Below are 22,162 nucleotides of genomic sequence, written 5' to 3'. Positions count from 1 at the left end.
GCTCTTTCCTGGTTTGGGTTACGGTCTTTGTCGCCTGGAATATTGCCTATTCGTCCTGGAAACTGCGTTTCGACAAGGCCGTAGCCAAGGCCGATTCTGCCGTCGGCGGCGTCTATTCGGATGCGGTCAGCAATATTTCCGTGGTCAAAAGCTTTGCGATGGAAGCCCGCGAACAGGCGCGCGTCAATCAGGCTTCGGATTCTGTTTACCGGAAGAAAAAAATCGCCTGGATACTGATGTTTATCTCCTTTGCGATACAAGGCCTGATGACCTTTGGCATTGAGCTGCTGCTGGTTTACTTGATGATACAAAAATGGCGAGCCGGCAATTTTCAGGTCGGCGAGTTCGTGTTGTTTCAATCGATCATGATCATGCTGATCCAGCGTTTATGGGAGTTCGGGCGCAATTTCAAGAACTTTTTCACTGCCCTGGCCGACGCATCCGAAATGGCCGATGTGTTCAGGCAACAAGATGTCGAGGTCGATGCGGCCAATGCCAAGCCGCTGACTATCAGTCACGGCGCCATCGACTTTAACAATGTCAGCTTTACCTACAATGAAGAAAACTCGCGCCAGACCCAACTGTTCGAGAACTTTTCCCTCCACATCAAAGCCGGCGAAAAAGTCGCGCTGGTCGGCCAATCCGGTTCCGGCAAATCGTCATTGACCAAACTGCTGTTCCGCTTTCTCGACCCTCAACAAGGCAACATCAGCTTTGACGGCCAGGATGCCAAAGCCTTTACGCTAAGCTCGTTGCGCCGGCAAATAGCCATAGTGCCGCAACAGCCGGAGCTGTTCCACCGTTCGATACGGGACAATATCACCTTGGGCGAGGATATTTCAGAAGCCAAATTGATGGCTATCGCCAAAAAATCCCATTGCCTTGAATTTATCGACCAGTTGCCCGACCGCTTCGACACGCTGGTCGGCGAGCGCGGCGTCAAGCTTTCCGGCGGAGAAAGGCAGCGTATCGCCATTGCCCGCGCTTTTTTGGAAGATGCGCCGATTGTGGTTCTGGATGAAGCCACCAGCGCGCTGGATTCACTGACCGAAAAAAAGATCCAGGCCGCCATTTTCGAGTTGATTAATAACAAAACAACGCTGGTGATCGCCCATCGCCTGTCCACTATTCTAACGATGAGCCGCATCATCGTTCTGGACAAAGGTCGGATCATAGAGCAAGGCACGCATCAGCAATTATTGGCTAAACAAGGCAAATATTACGCCATGTGGCAACATCAAAGCGGTGATTTCCTGGTTGAGTAGAGGCAATTGCGAGTTTCGCCTTATTTTTTTATTTTCTCTTTTAACCACTATATCTTGTGTTATTATAATCACAAGATCACTACATATCGATTATTAGCCCTAAGCGGCTAGTTTTTAATTTCCACTATATAACAGGGACATACCGATGTCGGCAAAGTTACATGTCATTCCCAACACCGTGACTGAAATACCATTTCAGGACGCTTCAATGGATATTTGGGACACTAAATATCGTTTAAAAACCAAAGATGGCGTCGCTATCGACGGCTCCATCGATGAAACTTACCAGCGGGTCGCCAAGGCGATTGCCGAGGTGGAAAAAGGTAAAACCAAACAGGAGCAATGCTACAAGGATTTCCTGTGGGCGTTGCGTCAAGGCGTCATTCCGGCCGGGCGGATTACGTCCAATGCCGGCGCGCTGGAGCACAAACCGGCCACATCGACGATCAACTGCACGGTATCCGGCACCATCGCCGATTCCATGGACGACATCCTGGGCAAAGTGCATGAAGCCGGACTGACGCTGAAAGCCGGTTGCGGCATCGGCTACGAGTTCTCGACCTTGCGCCCCAAGAACGCTTATGTGTCCGGCGCAGGCGCTTACACTTCCGGCCCGCTGTCGTTCATGGATATTTACGACAAGATGTGCTTCACCGTATCGTCCGCAGGCGGACGGCGCGGCGCGCAAATGGCGACTTTCGACGTCGGCCATCCCGATGTCGTCGAGTTTATCCGCGCCAAACGCGAAGACGGACGCCTGCGCCAGTTCAACCTGTCGCTGCTGATTACCTCCGAGTTCGTTGAAGCGGTTAAAAACGACCTGCCCTGGCCGCTATCATTTCCTGTTTCGGAAAAACAAGTCCAGCTGGACAACCTCGATTTGACCGATTCAAGCCAAATCATTTGGCGCGACCTGCCTTATATAGAAGGTTACGTGCTAAACGAAGACGGCCTGGTCGCCTGCCAAATCAGCAAAACCATGCCTGCGCGCCGTCTGTGGGATATCATCATGAGTTCGACTTACGACTACGCCGAACCGGGCTTCATCCTGATCGACAAGGTCAACGAGATGAACAACAACTGGTTCTGCGAAAAAATCCGCGCCACCAATCCCTGCGGCGAACAGCCGTTGCCGCCTTACGGCTCATGCTTGTTAGGCTCGATCAACCTGACCCGTTTCGTCAAAAAACCGTTCACTATCGACGCGCATTTTGACTGGGACAGCTACCGCAAAGCCATCAAGATCTTCACCCGCATGCTCGACAACGTCGTTGAAATCAACGGCCTGCCCCTGCCCCAGCAGCGCGAAGAAATCCTGACCAAGCGCCGCCACGGCATGGGCTATCTGGGCCTGGGCTCAACCGTGACCATGATGGGCATGAAATACGGCGATTCACAATCGCTGCAATTTACCGAAGAAGTGACCAAGGTACTGGCCGTGGAAGGCTGGAAAGCGGGACTTGCGCTTGCCAAAGAAAAAGGCCCCGCGCCGATCATGGAAGAAATGTTTACCGTCACCGGCGAAATGCTGCACAAACGCCCGGAAATGATTGCCGACGGCCTGAAAGTCGGCGACCGCGTGCCCGGAAAACTGCTGCATACCAAATACAGCCGTTACATGCAGCAACTGGCTCAGGAAGAACCTCAACTGGTCGCCGAGCTGGTTGAAGCCGGCGCCCGATTCACGCATCACAGCTCTATCGCGCCGACCGGGACTATTTCCTTGTCGCTAGCCAATAACGCCAGCAACGGCATCGAGCCGAGCTTTGCGCATCATTACTCGCGCAACGTGATCCGCGCCGGCAAAAAATCCAAAGAAAAAATCGACGTATTCTCCTTTGAGCTGTTGGCTTACCGCGAAATGATCAATGCCGATGCGATGCCGTACAGCGACGATCCCGACAAAAAGCTGCCGGACTATTTCATCTCTGCGGATGAAGTGACCCCGAAGCAGCATGTCGACATTCAGGCCGCCGCGCAAAAATGGATCGATTCGTCGATCTCGAAAACCGCTAACGTGCCGACCGATTACCCGTATGAAGACTTCAAGTCCATCTACGAGTACGCCTACGACAAGGGCCTGAAAGGCTGCACCACGTTCCGCTTTAACCCTGAAGTGTTCCAGGGCGTATTGGTCAAGGAATCCGACCTTGAAAACACCACTTACCAGTTCACATTGGAAGACGGCCACGTGGTGGAATTCAAAGGCAATGAAGAAGTGGAATACGACGGCGAAATCCACAGCGCCGCTAATTTGTTTGATGCTTTAAAAGAAGGCTACTACGGTAAATTTTAACCCTTAAAACAACAAGCTATAAAAAGCCGAAAGTTTTTACAATACCAAGGCTAACCATTATGGTTAGAAAGGGGTTATAATTTTGCCATTCTTCAATCTTGATAAAATTCGCGCAGCCGCTTCACAGCAACGCATCAGATATAAAGGACTTAAGGTACCGAAAGATATAAGAAATTTAGGTTACACATTAGAAGAGGTTTCAGCTTGTGTCATTTCTTTAACCTTGGCTGATTTCCAGAAAACTATCGAATACCCGGATCAAACCGTTCATGATGTTTATATTAAAAATATTATTCGAGAAGAACAAACGGATCAGATTTATATAAAGCTACGGCTGCTAGAAGATGGAGAAATTCAAATAGTCGAAATCGGTTCTTTTCATTTGTAAGTTTGATAGGAAACCGTTTTGTAAAGGAAGACCACGAGAATATGAAATTCGTGGTCTTTTTTTGTAAACCTCGAAAGTTTACTTAAAAAGCTTTCGATTGGCATTCAACAATAACTCAACAAAATATAATTATGAATAAGTGCGCTGAATGCGGCTCTTCAGATTTTGAAGTCCGTATAGAACCCGATGAATCTCAACGAAATGGTCAATCGTACACCGTCGATGTAGAGCACTCCGTCTGCCGTCAATGTGGTGATGTGGTTATTTTTTCAGAGCAGATTAAACGTAATGACTGTGTCGTGCGTGACGTTTGGCGAAAAATGGATGGCCTGTTGACAGCCCAAGAAATAGTGGCGTTAAGAAGCAAATTAGGACTAACTCAGCAAGATGCCGCAAAAATTTTTGGCGGCGGCCCTAATGCGTTTTCAAAATATGAACGTAGTGAAGTTATTCAAAGCATAGCAATGGATAAACTAATGCGGGCTGCATTGGATGTTCCAGATATGTTTAATTGGCTAAAACGGAAAGCAGGATTGAATGGAAAGAGACTGCCTGCGTCAGATTACGACAATGTCATTCCGATTACTCGTAAAATCATTGCTGATTTACAAACCAAATCACACAAACCCTTATTTTCAGAACACGACGATTACCATGAGACGGCAGATTATGGATAAAGAGCTCATAGCACAAGCATCGGAAAATTTAAAATTATTGGATATTGTTTTATATGAATCCAGCTTTAAACAGTTTGAAGACAGCCATGATCAACTTCAGTTGGGGCAACAAAATAAACTGGCAATTAGAGCTGAAGTAGGTGAAGCAGTTAATAATAAAAATAATGCGCTTGATTTTTTTAGAGTATTTGTTGATTTAGGTATTCGGGTTAATGATTTATCGAACTCAGATGCTGAACCGCGATTGCTGTATCAAATTGAAGCAACATTTAGAATAGATTACGAATTAACAAATAATGTAGATGAAAAGGCCCTAACTGAGTTTGCTCACTTTAATGCGGTGGATAATGTCTGGCCTTTTTGGCGGCAATTTGTTTTCTCTACAATAAATCAGGCGCATGTACCTTGCCCTGAGATTCCCCTTACAAAAACGCCCTAACACATGACACAGAACACCAGTAAAAATGCGCCGCCTTTAAAACAAGGTTCAGCAATAATGATTGAGGCTACAGACATGACCCATAAAATCACCAAAAAAATCGTCGGCTACAAAGTTCTCAGCAAAGACGATGTAGAACCGGTTAAGCAAGAGCCGGAACAGCCAACGCTGGAAAGCATGAACGAAAACCTGACGCGTCCGGAAGTGCTGCTCGGTTCCACCTATAAAATCAAAACCCCGCAGTCGGAGCATGCGCTGTACATCACCATCAACGACATGATCCTGAACCCCGGAACCGCCCACGAAGAGCGTCGGCCTTACGAAATTTTCATCAACTCCAAAAACATGGAGCATTTCCAGTGGGTGTTGGCGCTGACTCGATTAATCTCGGCCGTGTTCCGCAAAGGCGGCGATGCTTGTTTTTTAGTCGAAGAAATGAAAGCCGTATTCGATCCGCACGGCGGCTACTTCAAAAAAGGCGGCGTGTTCATGCCGTCCCTAGTTGCCGAAATCGGCTACGCGATTGAGTCGCACCTGAAACACATCGGCATGATCAAGCCGGAAGCGATGAGCGATCACCAGAAGCAGTTTCTTGATGAAAAGCGCAAAGAGTTTGAAGCCGCGCATGGCGAGTCGGAAGGACAGGCGTTTCCGGAAAAGGCCGTGCTGTGTAACAAGTGCAGCACTAAGGCCATGGTGTTGATGGATGGGTGTATGACTTGCTTGAATTGTGGGGAGAGTAAGTGTGGGTGATGGCGGTTGAGCGTACATCGCAAACTTACATTAATGTTATTAGGAGATAAATGTGGCAGATGGCAATTCGCTTGTAAACCTTGGTGACCTTTCAAAACCAGCGACTGTACTCATTGAAAAGATTTCTGCCGCAGTTGGGATCGTCTATGAGCCATCTCGTATCATAAGGAAAGCTCGAGCTGAAGCAGAAGCCGAAAAAATCAAGGCTATAAGCAAAATCGAACTAACTGAACTGGAATCCAGGGGGGTGGAAAGATTTATCCAACAGGAAGCACGGAAACAAGAAAACATTGAACAAATCACCGCTCAAGCAGCAGCTCAATTGACACATGACGCCAAGGTTGAAAATCTGGACGAGGACTGGGTTGCTTATTTTTTCAAACAGTGCGACACCGTGTCGGATAGCGATATGCGATCCTTATGGGCAAGACTGCTTTCTGGAGAAGCTTCTAATCCAGGCACATTCTCTAAAAGAACTGTCGATTTTGTCTCATCAATCGATAAAAAAGATGCTGCACTTTTTACTACGTTTTGCCAATTCGTGTGGCTTATGGGGGAACCAACTCCTGTGGTCTTTGAAGTAGAAGATGAAATTTATACCAAGCATGGTATTAACTTCGCGACCCTAAAGCACTTGGATTCTATCGGGCTGATCTCTTTTGAAACCGTGAGCGGATATGTGAGAAAAGGGTTTGGCAAATATACGCACTCTTATTATTTCGGTCGATCAACCTTAATTGAGTTTGGCAATGACATTAGCAATCAGATTGAGATTGGGCATGTCTTGTTAACAAGTATTGGTAAAGAGCTAGTATCTATATGCGGTTCTTCACAAAACCAAGACTTTTACCAATATGTCATCGATAAATGGTTTCAGCAGGGCCATATTCTCTCTTCTCATGTGGCAACCCTAACATCTCATGTAGAACGCGGTAAGGCGTAATTCGTAGCCCGGTAGGGTACGCACCGCGTACCTTTTCGGATTTAATTCATCGGAAAATTTGAAAATGGTACGCGGTGCGTACCCTACAACAATTTCCGGCGCTTAATTATGTATCTTGTGCTTTTGGGGATTGGCTCCACCGAAAAACTTTAACCACGGTACGTGATGCGTACCCAACCGGAGGTTGTAATGTCCGATTATCGTCGCTGTTATGTGCCGGGTGGGTCGTATTTCTTTACGGTGGTGACGGAGCGGCGCGCCGCTATTCTGGCTAATGGTCGTGCGCGAGACTGTTTACGGGATGCGATTCGTCATTGCCAACAACATCTGCCGTTTCGCGTCGATGCGCTGGTGATATTGCCCGATCATATTCATGCTATATGGACGTTGCCTCCGGATGACTGCGATTACTCGAAACGCTGGGGCATCATCAAAAAGCACTTCACTCAACATTGGCTGGTTTTGGGAGGCACCGAACAACCGGTGACGGCTTCCCGTCTGCGCTACCGTCGACGCGGCATCTGGCAAAGACGGTTTTGGGAACACGCCTTGCGCGATGAACTAGATTACCAAAACCATCTCGATTATCTGCATTTCAATCCGGTAAAACATGGGTTGGTCAAAAATGTGCAGGACTGGCCTTATTCCTCTTTTCAGCGCTGGGTGGAGCAAGGCGCTTATCCGGAGCGCTGGGGTTCGCAGTCCGAGGATTATGCCGGCCTTGATGCTATTCAATGCGCCGGAGAATAGCCCGGTAGGGTACGCACCGTGTATCTTTTCAAATTTTCCCTCGTTCCCTCGCGCCAACGTCACTGTCATTAAGTTAAATTCAAATGGAGCACAAGGCTTGCCTTGCACTAACCGCGCCATACGGCAAGGCCAGCTTTGCACTCCAGCCGCTTAAAATACGCAGCTATAACTTAATGGCAGCCATCAGAATATTCTTTAATATCCCTAAAGATGTCGCTAACGCGACAATTGATTTTACTCGGTATATCAGATTCAGCAGGTGCTCGACCGTTTACTTTGATATAGTGAAAAATAAATGATAAATACTGACCTTACTTCTCAGTAATCTTACCAACCATTGAACTTACCGGACTTGAACATAAAATGTTTTAGTGTAACGCTGCAAAAGAAACATTCATAAAACCAACAACACGATGAGGCATGATGATGAAACAACATAATTGCTTGTGGTTTTTTGTATTAATGATGGTGACCAGCACTTCGTGGGCGTACGGCAGTAGCAGTAGCTCAAAAGCCTGTGCCAAACCTGAATTTACCAATTTTGTTCCGGCTGAAAAAACTGAAGTTGCTGTGGGTTCAGCTTTTTCTTTTATTGCCTCTGCAAACACCTTTCCGAATACTATCAAGGTTACAATTAAAGGATTGCCAACTACCCTTAAGGTCAATCCACGAAATGAGGACGGTTATCTGGTCAGTGGAACGATACCGTCGTCACTAAAAGGTATTTACGCCAGAATTGCAATCACTGCTGATGGGCAAAACAATTGCAAGGGCGATGGTGGCTGGTTGGTAAAAATTGCCGAATAAGCACGGTAGGGTACGCACCGCGTACCTTTTCAGATTTAATTCATCGGGAAAATTTGAAAATGGTACGCGGTGCGTACCCTACAAATTTTCTCTTGTTCTCACGCGCTGAGTGAGAACAAGACAAGCAGACTGCATTTGGGCGCATTGCCCGAATACGATATAGATTAAAAAGTCCCCCTCTTCGGAGGGGGATTGTGGAAATGATCGACGTCTCTCCCGCAGGAAAGTAATGTCAGTAGGATAAGTTAAACCATTTTGATGGCTTATTTCCCGGCATGGAGTCCAATGCCGCTTGGATATCTTTGGTGAAAAAGCGGCTTAGACCCCGACCCAGCTTTTGCGACAAGACAGATAAAGCCTCATCTTTTTTCAAGGAAACAGCGGGGGTCAAAAGAGCCATTGGTTCGTGACTTTTGCGATATTTAGTCAAAGCTCTCCTGGCAGCGGCGCAGAGATAGCATTCTGTGCCTTCAGGAAGTGTTTTATGTAAATCGCGTACTAAGTGTGGAGTTACCTTGTTCATAGCGCTCCTCCCGTATCATCTAGGAGTGTTGAGAACAATCCTTATGCCATGTAAAAGCCTAATCTCAGGCCTGTTATTCAAAAAATAACGCAGTTAAATTAACAATGAGCACAAAAAAAAGTCAACACTTTTTTTAAGCTATTTATTGCGTCATTCCTCTGCACGGAATGAGTTTCAACCTAAGCTTTTACCCGCTGAATCGAATAACCTGGAGCAGGATTCGTCTTGTCAGCGCCATTAAGTTACTGTGGACCGATGCGCGCCTTACTACTGTGCCTGACCTGATTGTTTCTCGCTAATCGCTCAGATCGCATTGCAATTCGGCGAAAATTGAATAGCCCATGCTGACGTCGAAAGCATCTTAGCCGCGTGGTATCAATCCGCAGGTAGCGATCGAGGCAAAGTCATCATTGAATCCTTGATGTTTTTGGAGTTATCGCTTGATTAGTTTTCAGAATGCCATCAATATCGAATCAGCGGATTGCAGCTGGCAGGACAAATCATGGCCGCTGAAATCGCTAGTCATACCGGCAACATTGTTACCGTTACAATCACCGATATGTTGAGCTACCCGGAATCGGCAGTCTTGCAAAAATCGGCCAGCGCCGACAAGGCAATATCGGTTTGTTATTAGGCAATGAAGCGAAAAGCTCGGAAGATGAATATTAACTTTGCCAACATTGGAGATAAAAGCCATGTTTACATCACCACGCGGATATTTACTTGCAGCAGTTCTTTTCCTGACAGCCTGTTCCACCGTTTCTGTCACGACCGACTTCGACCATTTGGCCCCGTTCTCGCAATACCGCAGCTATGTCTTGGTTCCAGGCAACGAGAAAATAAGATTGTCGCCATCGAGCGAAGCGGCGCTTCGTGAAGCCCTGCGCGCCAATCTTGCGCGTCATGGCATTTCAGAAACAAGCGAAAACGCCGATCTGCATGTCGTGCGTCATGTATCGACCAAGGAAAAACTGGCTATTCACCAGTCGAGCGATTGGGGTTATGGAGGCATGCCTTATGGCTATGGATATTATGGCATGTGGGCAGGCGCACCACGGACCTATACCGATGTATCGCAATATACGGAGGGAACACTGATACTTGATTTCGTGGATGCCAAAACGCAGAAACTGGTGTTTCGCGGCATCGGCACCGGCACGGTCAGCGATCCGGAAACTAATGCCGAGCGGATCAAGGAAGCTGTGGAAGAAATAGTGGAAGAGTTTCCCAGTCCCGTCAAACAGTGATTGTCAGTTTGCAGGCCGCGCCCGGTTAGTCTTAAGCTGGGCAGAGGTGATGCAGACCTAATGTACGGCAAGGGAACGCTGTCAATCCAACCATAAATACTCGCTTCAATAATTGAAATCGTCTTGATTGTGTTCGCGTGCGTGTTCAGCTGCGGGCTGCCGATCCCAGCGGCCAAGAGCTCATAATGCACGGTGGATGACGCAGTCAGGCGCAGTGCTTGGCTTTGCCAATGTCGCAATAAGCCATTTAGATCAGGTATTTATACCTATTGCGCATTGTTCGCGACATGGTAGCTTAACTCAAGATTATATAAATTTTTAAACTAAGGTCACGAATGATTGATCCGTTATCTTGTAGATAAAAACAAATTCATTTTTAAAGAATTTTTTACCGACACTATTCGATAATCACAACATAGGCTTTATTTTATGAATATTATCAAAAGCACTGCTTTAATTTTATTACTGGCTTTCTCTTTAGGCTCGCCCAGCGTTACCGCTTATGCGGAAGAAGCGGCTAAAAGTTCAGTTTACAGCCCCAATGAAACTATTATGCATATTGAAAAGGCTAAAGTCGAAATCAGCCATAGAGATTTCTTTCCTCCCAGCCAACATTTAAAAGAAGCGCGTACGACTTCCGAGAAAGTAACAGGAAATCCGGACATCACTAAAAAGGCTACCGCTAGCATCATTCAGGCGCAAATCAAGGTAAACCAGGGTGATGTAAAAGGTGCGACAGACGAGTTGAACAAAACGTTAGAGCTGTACAAGTCGCTTAAACCGGAATAACGCCATAGACGCAATCCGTAGGGTGTAATGGGCATGTCCCGTTCCCGCGCACCGTGTGAAGGCGCGCAAAGAGGCACGGCTGTATCCTGTGTTTGACCGGCCTGCCTATTCAACTCATGCGGCGCAATACGCGATGCCAACAGTAGGCGCTTGAGGCGAAGCCGCTATTGCGTCCTATTGAACAATCCCCATGTTCACGCCAGTAACAACTTTTTATATGATCGCGGAAAAGCTCCCGATAGGCGGCTGAACAATATTAGTAGGGCTCCTGCTCGATTAAGACCTTTGGAAGCGCTAACTCTGCCACCTATATACCATTCAGCCAACAAATGGAATGTGTATTTCAACCTATTGCCTATAACGTAAATAAAGTTTTATTGTTAACTACTTTTTACGGCTATCCCGTTAAATGATTAACTGATGTTACGCACGGATGATTTTTGTCCCGTATGCCGCGCCGAGCACCGGAGCTTTTGTCGAGAATAGCCCGCCAGGGGTGCGGCATGGATGCCGCACGTCAGCAGAGGGGCAGGAGCCCCTTCTGCTGACCCTCGGCAAAAGCGAGGAGCGCAAGAAGCAAGCGGCAACCGGGTCGCCTTTTCTTTGGTTACTTTCTTTTGGCGAAGCAAAAGAAAGTAACTCGCCCTCGGGTGCGAGAACCCGATTAAAAATAAACCGTCGCGGCAGCGACACTTTAATAAAAAATGTTAATGCAGTCTAAATTTCGAATAACTGCGTAACATCAGCTAATAATTACTTGCTGATCAGCTTGGCTTGGACATTCGTTTAGCGCATTATGCGGGCTTGCCAAGCCATTCATGGGGAAAGCCAAATTTTAACCCGCTTAGAGGAAAAGAACGGAATAATCATACTGATTGAAAAATCTTAAAATCGTATTTTCAATCCATAAATAATATTGAAGGGAACTTTCAATATTATTTATGGACTGGACTGATTAAAACTTTGTCAATGCGTGAACCATCCAGGTCAACAATTTCAAAACGCCAATCCTCTGTTTCATAAACTTCCGCCAACTGGGGAAGTCTTTCCAAATTAAACAAAATCATTCCGGCTAATGTGTTGTATTCATTGCTCGATTCGCCAGGAAATTGGTCAGCCATTCCGAGGGTTGATTTAAGCTGGTTGATGGATATATCTCCATCAATCAGCCATGAACCGTCTGAGCGTTGCGTAACTTCAAACAAAGATTCAGAGGATACGGAAGGAAGTTCTCCAACAATCGCAGTGAATACATCCATTGCGGTTACGAGTCCTTCGATATCGCCATACTCGTCTACAATCAATGCCAAATCGGATTGGGCTTCCCTGAAATGGCTGAGCAGATGCGTAAGCGTCATGGTTTCCTGGACATAAAACGGCGGTCTTAATTCGTTTTCAATGTTGAACTCAGGATTGCTTAATATTCTTTTTAACAAATCGTTGCAATGTAAAATCCCAAGCACATTTTCAAACCCGCCCCGACAGACAACCATTTGGGTATAAGGACTGTTTTCGATTTTACTTCGTTGCTTGTCGGGCTCCTCCAAACTGTCGATCATATAAATGTCTTGTCGAGGCACCATAATTGCCCCGACGCGCACTTCATCCAATTTCATCACCTTATTGACTAATTGGCTTTCATCCGCGTGGAATACGCCGGATTCGGAACCCATTTCCATCATGATTCGAATTTCTTCATCCGTTACGGTTGTTTCTTGGGTTCGGTGGAGCCTTAACAATCTGAGCAGAAAGTGGCTTGACGCGGACAGTAGCCAAACCAACGGACTTACCAATAACGCAAGCCCCTGCATCGGTTTTGCAATCGTGGCAGCGATACCTTCAGGGTTTTGCAAAGCCAATTGTTTTGGGACAAGCTCGCCAAGCACAACCGAAAAATAAGTAATGATTGTCACGGTTAGTACCAAGGCCAACGTTTCTGCGTAAGGTTCCAGCAATGGCACTTTCAAAATCTCCTCATACAAAGGTGTCCGCAACACATTCTCACCGAATGCTCCACTCAAAATCCCAACCGCAGTAATGCCGACTTGTACCGTTGATAAGAAATGCGTGGGCTTTTCGTGGAGCGCAAGCGCGGCTTTGGCTCCCAGACGCCGCTCTGCTATTAATTTTTGCAGCCGTGCTTTGGTTGATGAAACCACTGACATTTCCGACATGGAAAACACGCCATTGATCAATATCAACAACAGAATAAGGCCTATATTCAGGTAAAAATCTTCCATTGAATTCATAAAAGCTTTAATAACAGTGTGAAAACAATTCTTAATAAGAAAGCATTATCCCAGTTTACGATACAAGGTGCTGCGGTCTAAACCGAGTATCCGGGCTGCCTGGATTTTGTTGCCGCCGGTGACTTCTAAAACATGGCGGATATAAGCTTGCTGAATGTCCTCTAATGTCCATCCTTGCATCGTTGCCAATTCCAGAAAACTCTTATCGTCGACAGGAATTTTCGACGCTTGCGCCAAATCTTCGATCAAGAGAGTGTCATGTTCGGCAAGCACGATAGCCCGTTCTAAGGTATTGGCGAGTTCTCGAACATTTCCCGGCCAATGGTAAGCCCGGATCCAGCGTATCACTTCCACCGAAATATTGATTGGTCTTTGTTTGCCAACCCGTAGGCAAATTGTACGGATTAATGCTTTAACTAACTCGTCAATGTCATCCTTTCGTTCCCTTAAGGGCGGCACTTCAAGATTGATTACATTAAGCCGGTGATAAAGGTCGGCGCGAAACAGTTTGTCGTTGACACGTTGCGCCAGCGGCTGATGGGTAGCCGCAATCAAACGAACGTTAACCTCGGTTTCTTTGGTATCGCCCAGGGCGCGAATCTTCCCGGTTTCCAAGGCTTGCAGCAGCTTTGGCTGGGTTTCTAAAGGCAGCTCGGCGATTTCGTCGAGAAATAATGTTCCTGAATTGGCTTGTAAAAACAACCCCGGCCTATCTGTGCCGGCATCGGTAAAGGCGCCCTTGCGAACGCCGAACAATTCGCTTTCCACTAAGCTATGAGGCAACGCGGCACAGTTAACGGCGATAAAAGGTCCCAGATGATTCGGGCTGTTGTCATGAATCCAACGGGCCACGGCGCTTTTGCCGGTGCCGCTTTCGCCGGTAAGAAGTACCGTGGAATTTACTGCCGCAGCCCGCTTTGCCATGTTTATCAATTGCTGCATGCTGGCGCTATGAGTTATAAAAACGCTCGTATCGTCTTTTTTATCGTCGGTATAGCCAATTTTTACCGCCGTACGTCTCATTTGCCGGTCTTCAAGCGCGCGGGCCACTGCGGAGTAAAGTTCTTCGATGCGAAAAGGCTTGGTTAAAAAATCGCAAGCGCCCGCGCGCATGCTTTGCATCGCTAAATCAATGCTGCCGAAGGCTGTTATCAGCAATACCAACTGTTCAGGCCGTTTGGCGTGAATAGCCGCCATCAACTCCAGGCCGCGCATTCCGGGCATCGCCACATCGGATATCACAAGATCGAACGGTTCTTTTTCTATGGCGCTGAGCGCCGCGTCGGTTTGTGTGAATCCGGCGACCGAATAGCCTTTTTGGTGCAGCATGTCGAACAGATAATCAACAACGCCGGGATCGTCATCAATCACCAGAAGGCGAACCTGCTCTAAAGTCATGATCGGTTCTTCCACGGTAAATGAACAATGAATTGGCTGCCTTTGCCTGATTCTGCCTCGGCAACGGCTACGCTGCCGTCCATTTCAGTTACTAAGGTCTTGACCACGGCCAAGCCAAGGCCGGTTCCGCCTTTTTTACCGCGAGTGGTAAAGTACGGTTCAAAAAGATAAGGCAGATGTTCCGGCGCAATCCCTGTTCCCGTATCAGTTACGGTTAGCCGTAGCGCCGGCATTGTCTTATCCGCATAAGCAATTGAGTCCTTAGATAAATCGATACGGATGGAGCCTGTATCAGCGATGGATGCCAAGGCATTGGACAACAGGTTTAAAACGATCTGTTGGACACCGTCCTTGTTGATCAACAACAAGGGCAATGATTCAGCGTGTGTAAAGTTCATAGTTACCCCTTGACGCTGTGCTTCATAATCGAGCATATCGATAACTTCCGCTATCGTCTGGATGACATCGCAGAATATAGGTTCCGGCGAAGGATGGGGCGCGAACTCCAGCAGACGCTGGACAATGCGCGTGATACGGTCAGTTTGCTCGACCAAGATATTGGCTATCCGATGCACCTCTTTATCCTCTCCGCAGGCAGCCAGTGCTCGCGCCCTGCCGTTTACGATTTGCAATGGCGAACCGATTTCATGGGCTAATCCTGCCGATAACTGGCCGATCGTTATCATTTTATCGGCATTCTGTAACGCCCGTTGCAGTTGCCGCCTGTGCTGCGTTTCGGCGTCCAATCGGCGATAAGCCGAAAATAACTCGGCAGTCATTCGATTAAACTCTTGCCTCACGGAAGAAAGTTCGTCCTTACCGGTTACCGGTAAGGGCTCCGGCGGTTCCCGGCTGTTCCTGAAAGCCAGCATGGCTTGGCGAAGCTCTTGTAACGGGCGGGAAATATAAACGTGGCCTAAAAAGAAACACAGCAGGGAGGTAAATACAACGAAAGAAAAAAAAGACCAAAGAATATATGTTTTTGTTTTACTTAAATCCTCTTTCATTTTTTGCAGTGAGCGCACCACGGCTAAATTGCCTTTCATGGCAGTTGAAGCCTTGTTAAAAGGCAGCGACAACACCATGAAATCGGGTTCATCGGCGGGAAAATAAAATTGTTTTATTTCGCCGTCAAGTGCCGCCTGGTATAGAGATTGTTCTACTTTTTCCGGCCATATCAAGCTTTCTGCATTGGAATGGATAACGTTCCGGTTTTGAATGTAGATACGTACGTCAATAGAAGGTTTGAGGTGCTCTATTTGTTGCAATAGCTCTTGCACATCTTCCATTTGCCGGTCCCGTAAGGCATTTTCGACTGAAACCAGCAAACTGTAGGCTAATAAGCGAGTTTCTTTTTCAACATCATCCCGTAAATTCTGCGACTCGGTTCGAAGCTGATAGATTCCATAGATGCCAAAAACCACTAAGGATAAGGCAAACAATGATAATGTTAATTTATAGATGAGCGACATAATGATGCATTCTGCACCCGTATGTCGCAAAATACAACGTTTATTCAAAAATGCAAGTTCCAGGCAATATCTAACCATAGGAAATATAACGTATTTTTCATATTGGCTATATTGGCCCATTTATTGCTGTAAGTTAAGTAATATTAATTTCCAGCCACCTGCCATGACGCCAATAACTCGTTTGCTTATTTACTCTCAGCTTTTTGCTGATAATCGGGCGTCATACGCCAAAAACTTAATTAGCATAATGACTCAAAATGAAAATTAGCCAAATACTGTTCCTTGCCTTGTGCGTCATCGCCGCATCGTGCGACTCCCAAAAAGAGGCTGAAAAAGTCGATAAGCATGAGGTCGTAAGCCCCATGGTAAAAAACACTGCCTACAGTCATGAATATGTAGCCGAAATTCACTCGGTGAAGTATGTCGAGATAAGAAGCAAACTCAAAGGCTACATTGAAAAAATTCATGTGGATGAGGGGCAGGCGGTCAAGGAAGGGCAACTGCTCTTTACCCTTAACGCTTTAGAATTCGACAAAGAACTGCAAAAAGCTAATGCGGCTTATAAAAATGCTATAGCCGATATGAAAGCAACTGAAGTCGAATTAAAAAACGTGAAGCTGCTGGTAGAAAAAAACATTGTCTCCAAAACGGAGCTTGAGGTCATAAAAGCAAAAGTAGATGCATTAAAAGCCGATGTGGAAGAGGCTTTGGCGCATAAAGAGCAGGCCGCGTTACATCTTTCATTTTCACAGATAAAAGCTCCGTACAACGGCATTATCAACCGCATCCCTAATAAGGTCGGCAGTTTAATAGCGGAAGGCGATGTATTGACCTCTATTTCTGATAACCGAGAGGTGTTTGCCTATTTCAATTTGTCAGAAGTCGATTACTTAAACTACATCTCCAACGGAGAACAAAAGTCCAAAACCGTGAGCTTAAAACTCGCCAATAATGTTCTCTATGGCCACGAGGGAAAAATAGAAATGATTGAAAGCGAATTCGACCGCTCAACCGGCAATATTGCTTTCAGGGCGCGTTTCCCCAACCCGGATGCCATTTTAAAACATGGCTCAAACGGCAAGGTCATTGTAAACAAACAGCTTAAAAATGCTTTGCTGATTCCTCAAAAATCGACTTTTGAAATTCAAGACAAGCTTTATGTTTTCGTGGTCAATCAGGAAGGCGTGCTTGAGCAAAGGAACATCATCCCCAAAATGCGCTTCCCGGATTTTTATGCCGTGGAATCGGGTTTGTCGAAAGACGACAAAATTCTGTTCGAGGGCGCCGAGAATGCAAAAGATGGCAATAAAATTCATGCTGTTCCTGTCGATCTGGAAAAAGCCATGTCTTTAAACACTAAAGATTTATCAAGGCGATAAGTATCATCATGACTGTTAAATTTATTCATCGTCCGGTACTCTCCATCGTTATATCGGTCATCATCACCTTGATGGGCCTGTTGTCTTTAACCCAGCTTCCTGTCACCCAGTTTCCCGATATTGCCCCGCCCGAGGTTAATGTCACTACAAAATTTACCGGCGCCAACGCGGAAGTTGTTGTCAAAGCTGTAATAACACCGCTTGAAAGAGCTATAAACGGCGTACCCGGTATGGCCTATATGTCGTCTGTTTCCGGCAATGACGGCAGCGGCGAAATTCAGATTATTTTTAAGGCGGGAACCGATCCGGAAGTCGCCGCTGTCAACGTGCAGAACAGGGTGTCTTCGGTATTGGATGAGTTGCCTGCAGAGGCGATTAAAGCAGGGGTTATTGTCGAAAAAGTGCAAAACGCCATGCTTTTATATATCAACATACTCAGCTCGGATCCAACCTTGGATGAAAAATTTCTTTACAACTTCACCGATATCAATGTCTTAAAAGAGCTCAAAAGAATAGACGGGGTTGGTTTTGCCGAAATATTGGGGTCCAGAGAATACGCTATGCGCGTGTGGTTGAAGCCCGATAAACTGTTGATGTACAACATCTCGGCTGCTGAAGTCATTGAAAAACTGAAAGCGCAAAATGTTGAGGCGGCGCCCGGTAAAATCGGTGAAAGTTCGGGCAGGAAAGCGCAGGCGCTTCAATATGTTTTAAAGTACACAGGCAAACATAATACCAAGAAAGCCTATGAAAACATTGTCTTAAGCAGCAACAAGAGTGGCGAAATTTTGCGGCTGAAGGATATTGCCGAAGTCGAATTCGATTCCCAGGATTATAATGTTCTTTCCAAAGAAAACGGCCAGCCCTCTGCCGCCATTTTGTTAAAGCAGCGTCCGGGCAGCAATGCCAAGGAGGTAATTGACAATATCAAAACAACCATGGCGGCGATCAAAGCAACTTCCTTTCCTCCGGGCATGGACTATACCCTGAGCTACGATGTTTCCGAGTTTTTGGACGCTTCCATTCATGAAGTTATCAAAACGTTAGTAGAAGCTTTCCTGTTGGTTGCCTTGGTGGTGTTTGTATTTTTGCAGGATGTTCGCTCCACCATCATACCCATTATTGCCGTGCCGGTGTCGCTGGTCGGCACGTTTTTCTTCATGCAGTTAATGGGTTTTTCCCTTAACCTCATCACGCTGTTTGCGTTGGTGCTGGCCATTGGTATCGTCGTGGACAACGCCATTGTGGTTATTGAAGCCGTGCATGCCAAGATGGAGCATTCGCACATGGGGCCGAAACGCGCCACGGAGCATGCCATGCGTGAAATCAGCGGGGCGATTATTGCGATCACCCTGGTGATGGCGGCGGTTTTTTTACCGGTAGCCTTTATGGAAGGCCCCGAGGGGGTTTTTTACCGGCAGTTTTCTCTAACTATGGCCTTTTCCATTGTCCTCTCAGGGATCACGGCACTCACATTGACCCCAGCGCTTTGTGCCGTATTTCTCAAGAATATTCATAGCGCTGAATCCGCTAAAAAGTCGGGCTTGCAGCTTTTCTTTACGGGATTTAATAACCGGTACAACAAACTGTCCGACAACTACAAAAAACTGATCGGCGCGATAGCTAACCGGAGGGTTATAACCTTTGGCATATTACTGGTGTTTTCCGTGGGCGCAGGCTTGATCGGGGCTAAGGTTCCTGCGGGTTTTATTCCCGAGGAAGACCAAGGGACTATATATGCCAATATTACGGCACCATCGGGAGCCACCCTTGAGCGTACTGAGCAAGTGTCGAATGAAGTGCAACGTATCGCATCGGGCTTGGATGGCGTGACTTCGGTTTCCAGCCTGGCAGGGTTCAGTCTGCTCTCTGAAGGCACTGGCGCGGTTTATGGCATGAATCTGATCAGCTTAAAAAACTGGGATGAAAGAACGGCCTCCGACAAGGAGATTATCCGCGAGCTTGAAGAAAAAACCCGGCATATCAAAGATGCCGGCATTGAATTTTTCACCCCCCCGCCAGTGCCGGGTTACGGTAATTCAAGCGGCTTCGAAATGCGCTTACTGGACAAAACCGGTGAGGGCGATCTGGCGCAATTACAGAAAGTATCTGAAGCCTTTGTAGAAGAACTCAACAAGCGGCCCGAAATAGTCAATGCGTTTACCACCTTCAACGCGAGTTTTCCGCAATTCCTGCTGCATATTGACGGCGATAAAGCCGCGCAAAAAGGCATCACTGCCGAGAATGCCATGAGCACCCTGCAAACACTGATAGGCAGTGAATATGCGACCAACTTTATCCGCTTCGGCCAGTTGTATAAAGTCATGGTGCAGGCGCTGCCCGAATACCGGGCGCAACCTGACGACCTGATGAAGTTGTACATCAAAAATGAAGCAGGAAAAATGGTGCCTTTTTCGTCTTTTCTACGCATTGAAAAAGTCTATGGCCCGGAGCAGGTGACACGCTACAACATGTATACCTCGGCCATGATCAACGGACAGCCTGCTTCAGGATACAGCAGCGGGCAGGCCATTGCGGCAATCAAAGACGTGGCTGCACAAAAACTGCCGAAAGGGTTCGGCTACGACTGGGCCGGGTCGTCACGAGACCAAGCCAACGCGGGCAATCAGGCTGTTTATATTTTTATGATTTGCCTGTTATTCGTTTACCTGCTCCTTGCGGCACAGTATGAAAGTTTCCTGATGCCCATGCCGGTTATCCTGTCGCTGCCGATCGGCATCTTCGGAGCCTTGTTTTTACTGATGATTATGGGCTTGGAAAACAATATCTATGCGCAAATAGCGATGATTATGCTGATCGGCATCCTCGGCAAAAACGCCATCCTGATCATTGAGTTTGCCACGTTGAAACACAGGGAGGGAAATACGCCGTTTGAAGCGGCAATTGAAGGCGCCGCTCTGCGTTTACGCCCTATTTTAATGACATCATTTGCATTTATTGCCGGACTTATTCCGTTAATGTTTGCTTCGGGTGCGGGCGAGATCGGTAACAACACTATTGGCTCGGCAGCAGCAGGGGGCATGATTTTTGGCACAATTTTCGGGGTTATCGTTATCCCAGGGTTATATGTGGTGTTTGCAACCATTGCTGATAAGCATCATCGTGGCGGAAGAAAAGAAGAAGCTGCATTCACGGAAACTATTTAACAGCTAATGAAGACTAAAATTTATTACACCGCCACTATTGCGCTTTTTATTGCATCCTTAAATGGTTGCGGAACACTCAACACCAACTTGTCCATTCCGGAAAAGGAAGTACCTGCGAGTTTCGGGAATCAAAAAAACACCGCCAGTTCTATTGCAAACATCAATTGGCGTGAATACTTTGCCGATACGCACTTGCAGAAGTTGATCGATACCGCCATAAGCAACAACATCGATTTGCAAATGGCCTTGCAGCGAATTGAGGTGTCCCGCTCAAGCGTGAAATTGGCAAATGGCGCTCTGCTACCGAAAGTGGATCTGAATATAGGAGCCGGGATTCGCAAGTTCGGGCTTTACACCATGGATGGGGCTGGAAACGCCTCTACTGAAATTACACCCGGTCAAATCGTGCCCGAAAATTTGCCCGATTACTATGTGGGGTTACAGTCATCTTGGGAGGTTGATATTTGGGGCAAGTTGCGAAACCAACGCAAATCCGCGGTTTCGCACTATCTGTCCAGCATTGAAGGCACCAACTTTGTCATTTCAAATCTTGTTGCCGATGTGGCAATTTACTACAACGAACTGTTGGCATTGGATAATGAACTGGAAATTATCCGGCAGACCCTCCTGAAACAACAGGAGGCGTTGGATGTCATCGTATTGCAGAAAGAAGCCGGCAGGACAAATGAATTAGCGGTGCAACAATTCAAAGCACAACTGCTCAGCACCCGGATATTGGAAAAAAATACGCTACAACAAATCACCGAAACCGAAAATAAAATTAACTTCCTGCTGGGTCGCTATCCGCAACCCATTCAACGAATAAAAGAAGTCTTGTTCAAAGAAATGCCGCAACAAATTTCATCGGGCGTGCCTTCGCAATTGCTGGCAAACCGGCCTGACGTTCGTGAAGCGGAATTTCAGATTGAGGCAAGCAAGTTTGATTTGAAAGCGGCAAAGGCAGCGTTTTATCCGAATTTTAACATTACCGCGAGTTTCGGCTTTCAGGCCTTCAATCCCGAGTTCCTATTTTCGTCGCCCGCCTCAATCGCCTATTCCGTGATGGGGACTTTAGTGGCACCGCTGATCAATATGAATGCATTGAAAGCGCACTTCAACACTGCAAAAGCGAACCAGTTGACCGCAATGCATAACTATCAGAAAACAATTTTAAACGGCTACATTGAAGTGGCGAATGAACTCTCTAATATTCAGAATTTGCAACAAATCAATGCCCTAAAAAAGCAACAAAGCGATGTGTTGAAACAGTCCGTTGAAACATCAAACGAGCTATTCAAATATGCCAGGGCAAGCTACTTGGAGGTACTGATTGCACAACAGAGCGCCTTGCAGTCCAATCTCGAATTAATCAATGTTATCAAGCGTCAACGGATATCGACAATAAACGTTTATAAGGCATTGGGAGGAGGATGGCGATAGGGGGGTAAAAATTTTGCGCAACCGTGTGCTTTACGCTCCAGATTTAAGTAGCCTTTTATTTTGCGATTTTATAATCGAGAAAACACGGCCATTATGGCAACGCATTGTCATAATGGAGGCTTCAAATTTGCATCCGCCTAACAAGAAATGTGGGTAGTGTTGCAAAACATACATACAATG

At 46.7% G+C, this 22,162-nt stretch carries 19 protein-coding genes; 15 read left to right on the top strand and 4 right to left on the bottom strand.

The window, feature by feature from the left end; all coding sequences use genetic code 11:
- From M0R47_RS03740 to M0R47_RS03700, 9 genes are all read left to right on the top strand, one after another.
- On the top strand, positions 1–1,265 hold a 1,265-nt coding region (locus tag M0R47_RS03740; protein WP_292550500.1), incomplete at its 5' end, for an ABC transporter ATP-binding protein.
- Positions 1,266–1,410: 145 nt separating this feature from the next.
- Complete coding sequence (locus M0R47_RS03735; RefSeq protein ID WP_292550497.1) at positions 1,411–3,561, top strand: adenosylcobalamin-dependent ribonucleoside-diphosphate reductase; 2,151 nt, start codon at positions 1,411–1,413, stop codon at positions 3,559–3,561.
- A gap of 82 nt (positions 3,562–3,643) precedes the next feature.
- Entirely contained in the window at positions 3,644–3,949 is a 306-nt protein-coding gene (locus M0R47_RS03730; protein WP_292550495.1) for a type II toxin-antitoxin system MqsR family toxin, read from the top strand.
- A gap of 131 nt (positions 3,950–4,080) precedes the next feature.
- Positions 4,081–4,626, top strand: coding sequence for a type II toxin-antitoxin system MqsA family antitoxin (locus M0R47_RS03725; protein WP_292550492.1), 546 nt, complete (start codon positions 4,081–4,083; stop codon positions 4,624–4,626).
- Complete coding sequence (locus M0R47_RS03720; RefSeq protein ID WP_292550489.1) at positions 4,619–5,065, top strand: hypothetical protein; 447 nt, start codon at positions 4,619–4,621, stop codon at positions 5,063–5,065. Before M0R47_RS03725 ends, M0R47_RS03720 begins: the two co-directional genes overlap by 8 nt.
- A gap of 75 nt (positions 5,066–5,140) precedes the next feature.
- Positions 5,141–5,818 carry an NrdJb gene (locus M0R47_RS03715; protein ID WP_292550486.1) on the top strand — a complete coding sequence of 226 codons (678 nt, stop codon included), beginning with the start codon at positions 5,141–5,143 and terminating at the stop codon, positions 5,816–5,818.
- Positions 5,819–5,870: 52 nt separating this feature from the next.
- Positions 5,871–6,761 (top strand): DUF2806 domain-containing protein, encoded by an 891-nt coding sequence (locus tag M0R47_RS03710; protein WP_292550483.1) that lies wholly within the window; start codon positions 5,871–5,873, stop codon positions 6,759–6,761.
- Positions 6,762–6,950: 189 nt separating this feature from the next.
- Positions 6,951–7,511 carry a transposase gene (locus M0R47_RS03705; protein WP_292550480.1) on the top strand — a complete coding sequence of 187 codons (561 nt, stop codon included), beginning with the start codon at positions 6,951–6,953 and terminating at the stop codon, positions 7,509–7,511.
- A gap of 420 nt (positions 7,512–7,931) precedes the next feature.
- Positions 7,932–8,318 (top strand): hypothetical protein, encoded by a 387-nt coding sequence (locus tag M0R47_RS03700; protein ID WP_292550477.1) that lies wholly within the window; start codon positions 7,932–7,934, stop codon positions 8,316–8,318.
- A 232-nt stretch (positions 8,319–8,550) separates the two neighbouring features.
- Here M0R47_RS03700 and M0R47_RS03695 read toward each other — a convergent pair whose 3' ends face one another.
- Positions 8,551–8,841, bottom strand: a complete 291-nt coding sequence (locus tag M0R47_RS03695; protein WP_292550474.1) for a hypothetical protein — start codon at positions 8,839–8,841, stop codon at positions 8,551–8,553.
- Positions 8,842–9,343: 502 nt separating this feature from the next.
- Between M0R47_RS03695 and M0R47_RS03690 the strand changes: the two genes are divergently transcribed.
- The 3 genes from M0R47_RS03690 (at position 9,344) to M0R47_RS03680 (ending at position 10,877) form a co-directional block, all read left to right on the top strand.
- On the top strand, positions 9,344–9,475 hold the full coding sequence (locus M0R47_RS03690) for a hypothetical protein (protein WP_292550471.1): 132 nt from the start codon (positions 9,344–9,346) through the stop codon (positions 9,473–9,475).
- Positions 9,476–9,536: 61 nt separating this feature from the next.
- Positions 9,537–10,088, top strand: coding sequence for a DUF4136 domain-containing protein (locus tag M0R47_RS03685; protein ID WP_292550468.1), 552 nt, complete (start codon positions 9,537–9,539; stop codon positions 10,086–10,088).
- A gap of 429 nt (positions 10,089–10,517) precedes the next feature.
- Positions 10,518–10,877, top strand: a complete 360-nt coding sequence (locus tag M0R47_RS03680; protein WP_292550466.1) for a hypothetical protein — start codon at positions 10,518–10,520, stop codon at positions 10,875–10,877.
- Between the two features lie 935 nt (positions 10,878–11,812).
- Here M0R47_RS03680 and M0R47_RS03675 read toward each other — a convergent pair.
- From M0R47_RS03675 to M0R47_RS03665, 3 genes are read right to left on the bottom strand one after another with little or no spacing between them, the layout of a single operon-like run.
- The gene (locus tag M0R47_RS03675; RefSeq protein ID WP_292550463.1) at positions 11,813–13,126 is read right to left on the bottom strand and encodes a hemolysin family protein; all 1,314 of its coding nucleotides are present in this window, start codon (positions 13,124–13,126) and stop codon (positions 11,813–11,815) included.
- 45 nt (positions 13,127–13,171) lie between these two features.
- Entirely contained in the window at positions 13,172–14,524 is a 1,353-nt protein-coding gene (locus M0R47_RS03670) for a sigma-54 dependent transcriptional regulator (RefSeq protein WP_292550461.1), read from the bottom strand.
- A complete protein-coding gene (locus tag M0R47_RS03665) occupies positions 14,521–15,996 on the bottom strand; it encodes an ATP-binding protein (protein ID WP_292550459.1) in 1,476 nt (491 codons plus the stop codon). Before M0R47_RS03665 ends, M0R47_RS03670 begins: the two co-directional genes overlap by 4 nt.
- Before the next feature lie 257 nt (positions 15,997–16,253).
- On the opposite strand from M0R47_RS03665, the gene M0R47_RS03660 reads away from it, so the two are divergent.
- Genes M0R47_RS03660 through M0R47_RS03650 form a run of 3 tightly spaced genes read left to right on the top strand, consistent with a single transcriptional unit; the run spans position 16,254 to position 21,982 of the window.
- Positions 16,254–17,375 carry an efflux RND transporter periplasmic adaptor subunit gene (locus tag M0R47_RS03660; RefSeq protein ID WP_292550456.1) on the top strand — a complete coding sequence of 374 codons (1,122 nt, stop codon included), beginning with the start codon at positions 16,254–16,256 and terminating at the stop codon, positions 17,373–17,375.
- Between the two features lie 8 nt (positions 17,376–17,383).
- Positions 17,384–20,542 (top strand): efflux RND transporter permease subunit, encoded by a 3,159-nt coding sequence (locus M0R47_RS03655; protein WP_292550454.1) that lies wholly within the window; start codon positions 17,384–17,386, stop codon positions 20,540–20,542.
- A gap of 6 nt (positions 20,543–20,548) precedes the next feature.
- Complete coding sequence (locus tag M0R47_RS03650; protein ID WP_292550451.1) at positions 20,549–21,982, top strand: efflux transporter outer membrane subunit; 1,434 nt, start codon at positions 20,549–20,551, stop codon at positions 21,980–21,982.
- Positions 21,983–22,162 lie beyond the last annotated feature (180 nt).

Source organism: Methylobacter sp. (assembly GCF_023227905.1).
In the GTDB taxonomy this organism is placed as follows: Bacteria; Pseudomonadota; Gammaproteobacteria; order Methylococcales; family Methylomonadaceae; genus Methylobacter_A.
Note: the sequence above shows the minus strand (reverse complement) of the source record. Positions and strands in the feature narration are given on the sequence as shown.

Bases quoted from the DNA above. Each gene is read 5' to 3' on its own strand.
- M0R47_RS03700 (WP_292550477.1), top strand. From the start codon at position 7,932: ATGATGATGAAACAACATAATTGCTTGTGGTTTTTTGTATTAATGATG.
- M0R47_RS03725 (WP_292550492.1), top strand. From the start codon at position 4,081: ATGAATAAGTGCGCTGAATGCGGCTCTTCAGATTTTGAAGTCCGTATA.
- M0R47_RS03665 (WP_292550459.1), bottom strand. From the start codon at position 15,996: ATGTCGCTCATCTATAAATTAACATTATCATTGTTTGCCTTATCCTTA.
- M0R47_RS03715 (WP_292550486.1), top strand. From the start codon at position 5,141: ATGACCCATAAAATCACCAAAAAAATCGTCGGCTACAAAGTTCTCAGC.
- M0R47_RS03660 (WP_292550456.1), top strand. From the start codon at position 16,254: ATGAAAATTAGCCAAATACTGTTCCTTGCCTTGTGCGTCATCGCCGCA.
- M0R47_RS03675 (WP_292550463.1), bottom strand. From the start codon at position 13,126: ATGAATTCAATGGAAGATTTTTACCTGAATATAGGCCTTATTCTGTTG.
- M0R47_RS03705 (WP_292550480.1), top strand. From the start codon at position 6,951: ATGTCCGATTATCGTCGCTGTTATGTGCCGGGTGGGTCGTATTTCTTT.
- M0R47_RS03690 (WP_292550471.1), top strand. From the start codon at position 9,344: ATGGCCGCTGAAATCGCTAGTCATACCGGCAACATTGTTACCGTTACA.
- M0R47_RS03685 (WP_292550468.1), top strand. From the start codon at position 9,537: ATGTTTACATCACCACGCGGATATTTACTTGCAGCAGTTCTTTTCCTG.
- M0R47_RS03650 (WP_292550451.1), top strand. From the start codon at position 20,549: ATGAAGACTAAAATTTATTACACCGCCACTATTGCGCTTTTTATTGCA.
- M0R47_RS03735 (WP_292550497.1), top strand. From the start codon at position 1,411: ATGTCGGCAAAGTTACATGTCATTCCCAACACCGTGACTGAAATACCA.
- M0R47_RS03720 (WP_292550489.1), top strand. From the start codon at position 4,619: ATGGATAAAGAGCTCATAGCACAAGCATCGGAAAATTTAAAATTATTG.
- M0R47_RS03670 (WP_292550461.1), bottom strand. From the start codon at position 14,524: ATGACTTTAGAGCAGGTTCGCCTTCTGGTGATTGATGACGATCCCGGC.
- M0R47_RS03655 (WP_292550454.1), top strand. From the start codon at position 17,384: ATGACTGTTAAATTTATTCATCGTCCGGTACTCTCCATCGTTATATCG.
- M0R47_RS03695 (WP_292550474.1), bottom strand. From the start codon at position 8,841: ATGAACAAGGTAACTCCACACTTAGTACGCGATTTACATAAAACACTT.
- M0R47_RS03680 (WP_292550466.1), top strand. From the start codon at position 10,518: ATGAATATTATCAAAAGCACTGCTTTAATTTTATTACTGGCTTTCTCT.